The organism is Streptomyces sp. NPDC059788, from assembly GCF_042732265.1.
Classification (GTDB): domain Bacteria; phylum Actinomycetota; class Actinomycetes; order Streptomycetales; family Streptomycetaceae; genus Streptomyces.
The window spans coordinates 73,110-79,330 of the sequence record NZ_JBHWHY010000049.1; the positions used below are offsets into that span (position 1 = coordinate 73,110).

At 72.6% G+C, this 6,221-nt stretch carries 4 protein-coding genes; all 4 read right to left on the reverse strand.

The genetic code is table 11. The features are described 5' to 3' along the window. Positions 1–78: 78 nt before the first annotated feature. Positions 79–2,253: a 3-hydroxyacyl-CoA dehydrogenase NAD-binding domain-containing protein gene (locus ACFV57_RS33760; RefSeq protein WP_385240017.1), complete on the reverse strand. Its 2,175-nt coding sequence runs from the start codon at positions 2,251–2,253 to the stop codon at positions 79–81. A 32-nt stretch (positions 2,254–2,285) separates the two neighbouring features. Beyond that, complete coding sequence (locus tag ACFV57_RS33765) at positions 2,286–3,500, reverse strand: acetyl-CoA C-acetyltransferase (RefSeq protein WP_385240019.1); 1,215 nt, start codon at positions 3,498–3,500, stop codon at positions 2,286–2,288. A 102-nt stretch (positions 3,501–3,602) separates the two neighbouring features. After that, positions 3,603–4,757: an acyl-CoA dehydrogenase family protein gene (locus ACFV57_RS33770; RefSeq protein ID WP_385240021.1), complete on the reverse strand. Its 1,155-nt coding sequence runs from the start codon at positions 4,755–4,757 to the stop codon at positions 3,603–3,605. Then, positions 4,754–6,037, reverse strand: coding sequence for a CoA transferase (locus ACFV57_RS33775; RefSeq protein ID WP_385240023.1), 1,284 nt, complete (start codon positions 6,035–6,037; stop codon positions 4,754–4,756). The genes ACFV57_RS33770 and ACFV57_RS33775 overlap by 4 nt, the downstream gene beginning before the upstream one ends. Positions 6,038–6,221 lie beyond the last annotated feature (184 nt).

The following is a 6,221-nucleotide window of genomic DNA, read 5'->3' on the forward strand; positions in this document are numbered from 1 at the left end:
GGCGCGTGCGCTGGGTCGGGGGGGGGTGCTGGGGCCGCGGCCCGCTCCTCGCCGACGCCCCCCCGCCGCACCACCGCGTCACGCGTCGCCGTACCTCTCCCCCGTCTCCGCCTTCTCCACCAGCGACGCGGGCGGCGCGAACCGCTCTCCGTACGCCGCCCGGAGCTCACGGGCACGGGCGACGAAGCCGGGCAGACCGCCCTCGTAGCCGTTGATGTACTGGATGACGCCGCCGGTCCAGCCGGGGAAGCCGATACCCAGGATGGAGCCGATGTTGGCGTCCGCGACGGAGGTCAGCACGCCCTCGTCGAAGCACCGGACCGTGTCCAGCGCCTCGGCGAACAGCATGCGCTCCTGCATGTCCCGGAAGGGAATGCCGGCGTCGGGCTTCGTGAAGTGCTCGCGCAGGCCCGGCCACAGGCCCGTACGCCCACCGTCCTCGCCGTACTCGTAGAAGCCCGCGCCGCCGCTGCGTCCGGGCCGGCCGAACTCGTCCACCATGCGGTCGATGACGGTGTCGGCCGGGTGCCGCTGCCAGGTGCCGCCGGCCGCCTCGACCGCCCGCCGGGTCTCGTCGCGGATCTTGCGCGGGAGGGTGAGGGTCAGCTCGTCCATCAAGGAGAGCACCTTGGCCGGGTAGCCGGCCTGGGCCGCGGCCTGTTCCACCGAGGCGGGCTCGATGCCCTCGCCGACCATCGCCACGCCCTCGTTGATGAAGTGGCCGATGACGCGGGAGGTGAAGAAGCCGCGCGAGTCGCCCACGACGATGGGGGTCTTGCGGATCTGGCGGACCAGGTCGAAAGCGCGGGCCAGCGCCTCGTCGCCGGTCCGCTCGCCCTTGATGATCTCGACCAGCGGCATCTTGTCGACGGGCGAGAAGAAGTGCAGCCCGATGAAGTCGGCGTCCCGCTCGACGCCCTCGGCCAGGCCGGTGATGGGCAGGGTGGAGGTGTTGGAGCACAGCAGCGCGTCGGGGGCGACGATGTGCTGGATCTCCTGGAACACCTTGTGCTTGAGCGAGGTGTCCTCGAAGACCGCCTCGATGACGGCGTCGCAGCCGGCCAGGTCCTGCGGGTCGGCGGTGGGCGTGATGCGGGCGAGCAGCTCGTCCCGCTTGGCCTCGGTCGTCCGGCCGCGGCTGAGCGCCTTGGCGAGCAGCCCCTCCGAATACGCCTTGCCCTTCTGGGCCGCCTCCTGGGAGACGTCCTTCAGGACGACGTCGATCCCGGCCTTGGCGCAGGAGTACGCGATACCGGCGCCCATCATGCCGGCGCCGAGGACGGCGACCTTCGCGACCGTGCGCGGCGCGATGTCCTTGGGGCGGCTGGCGCCGGAGTTGACGGCCTGGAGGTCGAAGAAGAACGCCTGGATCATGTTCTTGGAGACCTGGCCGGTGACCAGCTCGACGAAGTAGCGGGCCTCGATGGTCTGCGCGGTCTCGAAGTCGACCTGGGAGCCCTCGACGGCCGCCGCGAGGATGTTGCGCGGGGCCGGGTAAGGGGCGCCGTTCAGCTGCTTCTTCAGGTTGGCGGGGAAGGCGGGGAGGTTGGCGGCGAACTTCGGGTGCGCCGGGGTGCCGCCGGGAATCCGGTAGCCCTTGACGTCCCAGGGCTGCTGCGACTCGGGGTTCGCGTCGATGAAAGCGCGCGCCTTGCCGATCAGTTCCTCGGGGGTGGCCGCGACCTCGTGGATCAGGCCGTTCTCCCGGGCGCGGGCGGCGTTGTACTGGGTGCCCTGGAGCAGCACCTTCAGCAGGGCGTCGGCGATGCCCAGCAGCCGGACCGTACGGACCACGCCGCCGGCCGCCGGGAGCAGGCCGAGGGTCACCTCGGGCAGGCCGATCCTGGTGGCGCGGGTGTCGAGGGCGACGCGGTGGTGGCAGGCGAGGGCGAGCTCGTAACCGCCGCCGAGGGCCGCGCCGTTGATCGCGGCGACGACCGGCTTGCCGAGGGTCTCGATGCGGCGCAGATCGCGCTTGATGCCCTGGCCCGTCCCGAAGGCGCGCTCGGCGTGCTCGGGGGTGACGGCGATCAGGTCGCGCAGGTCGCCGCCGGCGAAGAAGGTCTTCTTGGCGGAGGTGAAGATGACGCCGCGGACGCTGTCCCGCTCGGCCTCCAGGCGGTCGGCGACGGCCGTCAGCGAGGTCTTGAAGGCCGCGTTCATCGTGTTGGCCGACTGGTCGGGGTCGTCGAGGACGAGGGTGACGACGCCGGTCTCGTCCTGTTCCCAGCGGATGGTGGTCGATTCACTCATGGTGCGTACTCCGTGGTGGGTGCGGACGAGGGTCAGACGCGCTCGATGACGGTGGCGATGCCCATGCCGCCGCCGACGCAGAGGGTGGCCAGGCCGTAGCGCTTGTCCTGGCGCTCCAGTTCGTCGACGAGGGTGCCGAGGATCATCGCGCCGGTGGCGCCGAGGGGGTGGCCCATGGCGATGGCGCCGCCGTTGACGTTGACCTTGTCCAGGCTCAGGCCCAGGTCCTTCACGAAGCGCAGCACCACCGCGGCGAACGCCTCGTTGATCTCGACCAGGTCGATGTCGTCGATGGTCAGCCCGGCCTTGGCCAGGGCTTTGCGGGAGGCGGGCGCGGGGCCGGTGAGCATGATCGTGGGCTCGGAGCCGGAGACGGCGGCGGAGACGATACGGGCGCGCGGGGTGAGGCCGTAGCGCTCGCCGACCTCGCGGGAGCCGATGGCGACCAGCGCGGCGCCGTCCACGATGCCGGAGGCGTTGCCCGCGTGGTGGACGTGGTCGATCTTCTCGACCCAGTGGTACTTCTGCAGGGCCACCGCGTCGAAGCCGCCCATGTCGCCGATGGCGGCGAAGGACGGCTTGAGGCCGGCCAGCGAGTCGGCGGTGGTGCCGGGCCGCAGGTGCTCGTCGTGGTCGAGGACGGTCAGGCCGTTGCGGTCGGTGACGGGGACGACGGAGCGCGCGAAGCGGCCGTCCTTCCAGGCCGCGGCGGCGCGCTCCTGGGAGAGCGCGGCGTACTCGTCGACGTCGCGGCGGGAGTAGCCCTCGACGGTGGCGATGAGGTCGGCGCCGATGCCCTGCGGGACGAAGCCGGTGTCGAAGTTGGTCATCGGGTCGGCGAACCAGGCGCCGCCGTCGGAGGCCATCGGGACCCGCGACATGGACTCGACGCCGCCCGCGAGCACCAGGTCCTCCCAGCCGGAGCGGATCTTGGCGGCGGCCATGTTGACCGCTTCGAGGCCGGAGGCACAGAAGCGGTTCTCCTGGACGCCCGCGACGGTGTCCGGCAGTCCGGCGGCGATCGCCGCGATCCGGGCGATGTCCGAGCCCTGGTCGCCGACCGGTCCGACGACGCCGAGCACGATGTCGTCGACGGCGGCCGGGTCGAGGTCCGGGAAGCGGCTGCGCACCTCGTGGATGAGGCCGACGACGAGGTCGATCGGCTTGGTGCCGTGCAGCGCGCCGTTGGCCTTGCCGCGGCCGCGCGGGGTGCGGATCGCGTCGTACACGTACGCTTCGGAAGTCACGGTGAGCAGCCTTTCCAGCTGGTGTTTCGGGAGCAGCGGGGTGGGGTCCGGGGGGCGGGCCGGGTATGGGGGTGCGGCCCGGGGCGTGGTCGGTGCGGGGCGTCAGCCGAGGAGGGAGCGGCCGATGATCTCCTTCATGATCTCGGTGGTGCCTCCGTAGATGGTCTGGATACGGCCGTCGGTGAAGGCCCTGGCGATGGGGTACTCGCTCATGTAGCCGTAGCCGCCGTGCAGTTGCAGACAGCGGTCGGCGACGCGCTTTTGCAGTTCGGTGGCCCACCACTTGGCCATCGAGGCGTGGACGGCGGCGAGCTGCCCGTCGGAGTGGTCCACGATGCAGCGGTCCAGGAACTCCCGGGTGACGGCGCACTCGGTCGCCATCTCGGCTATCTCGAAGCGGATGTGCTGGAGCTTGGCGAGCGGCCGGCCGAACGCCTCGCGCTCCTTCACATACCGCGTGGTGATCTCCAGGAGGTGTTCGGCGGCGGCGATGCCGGCGACCGCGATGCCCATCCGCTCCTGCGCGAGGTTGGTCATCAGGTGGACGAACGCGCCGTTCGGCTCGCCGAGGAGGTTGTCCTTGGGCACCCGTACGTCGGTGAAGAACAGCTCCGCGGTGTCCTGCGCCTTCTGCCCGATCTTGTCCAGGTTGCGGCCGCGCTCGAACCCCGGCATGTCCCGCTCCACGACCAGCAGGCTCAGGCCGTGCGCGCCGCCCTCGGGCGTGGTCTTGGCCACGACGACGACCAGGTCGGCGAGGATGCCGTTGGAGATGAACGTCTTGGTGCCGTTCAGCAGCCAGTGGTCGCCGCGGTCCTCGGCGGTGGTGCGGATGCCCTGGAGGTCGGACCCGGCGCCCGGTTCGGTCATGGCGATGGCGGTGATGGTCTCGCCGCTGCAGAAGCCGGGCAGCCAGCGGCGCTTCTGCGCGTCGGTGGCGAGCTGGGTCAGGTACGGGCCGACGATGTCGTTGTGCAGGCCGACGGCGAGTCCGGCGGCGCCGGCCCGGGTGAACTCCTCGGCCAGCACGGCGGCGTAGCGGAAGTCGGTGTTGCCGCCGCCTCCGTACTCCTCGGGGACGGCCAGGCCGAGCAGGCCCTGCTTGCCCGCCGCGCGCCAGGCGTCGCGGCTGACGATGCCGGCCTTCTCCCACTGGGCGTAGTGCGGGGTCACCTCCCGGTCGAGGAAGGTCCGTACGGTGCGGCGGAAAGCGTCGTGGTCCTCGGTGAAGATCTGGCGCTTGAGCTGCGCGGTCATCGTTCGGTGCCTCCTCGGGGCGGGCGGTGGGCCGGCGGGGTGGTGTCCATCGGCCGGCCGTGCCCTTCGGCCGCGCCCTGCGGCCGGGCGCGGCCGTCCGCGGCGCGGGTGCCGTCGGGCCAGGCCGGAGCGCCGTCCGCGGCGGGGGCCGGGTCCCGCCGGTCGGCGAGTGCCGGGACGTCCCAGTCGCGGGCCACGTCGAGCGTGTCGGCCCCGGGCCGGGCCGGCGGGCGGCGTATCGCGCCGGGGGTGGCGGAGAAGCGCGGGGCCGGCGCGGGCTGGGTGATGCCGCCGTGGTCGGCGAAGGTGCCGCGGGCGGCGAGGTGTGGATGGCCGGGGGCCTCGCGCAGCGAGAGCACCGGCGCCACGCAGGCGTCGGACGTCTCGAAGACGGCCGTCCACTGCGCGCGCGTACGGGTCTTGAAGCGGGCGGCGATGGCGGCGCGCAGCTCCTCCCAGGCGCTCAGGTCGTCGCGGGCGGGCGCCTCGTCCTCGATGCCGAGCAGCCGGATGAACTCACCGTAGAACCGCCGCTCCAGCGCGCCGACCGCCATGTGCCCGCCGTCGGCGGTCTCGTACGTGCCGTAGAAGGGCGCCGCGCCGTCCAGGAGGTTGGCACCGCGGCGGTCCTGCCAGCCGCCGGCGGCCAGCATCGCGTGGATCATCGCGGTGAGGTGGGCGGTGCCGTCGACGATGGCGGCGTCCACGACCTGGCCGCGGCCGCCTTCGGTCTGTGCGTGCCGGAGCGCGGCCAGGACGCCGACGACCAGGTAGAGGGAGCCGCCCGCGTAGTCGCCGAGGAGGTTGGCGGGGACGGCGGGCGGTCCGCCGGGCGGGCCGATCATGCCGAGCGCGCCGGTGACGGCGATGTAGCCGATGTCGTGTCCGGCGCGCTCGGCGAGCGGGCCCTGCTGGCCCCAGCCGGTCATCCGCCCGTACACCAGCCGGGGGTTGCGCTCCAGGCAGGCGTCCGGGCCGATCCCGAGGCGCTCGGCGACGCCGGGACGGTAGCCCTCGATCAGGACGTCGGCGCGCTCGGCGAGGTCGAGCACCTGGCCGGGCCCCTCGGCGGACTTCAGGTCCACGAGCACGGAGCGCTTGTTGCGGTTGGTGATGTCGTACGCCGGGTCGACGCCGAGGCCGGAGCCGCCGGGCCGGTCGACGCGGACCACGTCGGCGCCGAGGTCGGCCAGGAGCATCGCGGCGAACGGACCGGGCCCGATGCCGGCCAGCTCCACCACGCGCACCCCGCTCAGCGGGCCATTCCCTGTCCCTGCCATCGGGCCCCCTGAGCTCCGCAGCACTGTGACACAACTGATGTAACACTCGCGATGTTAAGAACGTGTTCCACTTTCCACAAGCCCCCCTCGGCAACGGACCGGCACCGGAAAGGCCCGTGGCGGCGGGGGGCAACACCCACCCCCGCCACGGGCCGGCACGCGCCACATCACCACCGGCGCGCGC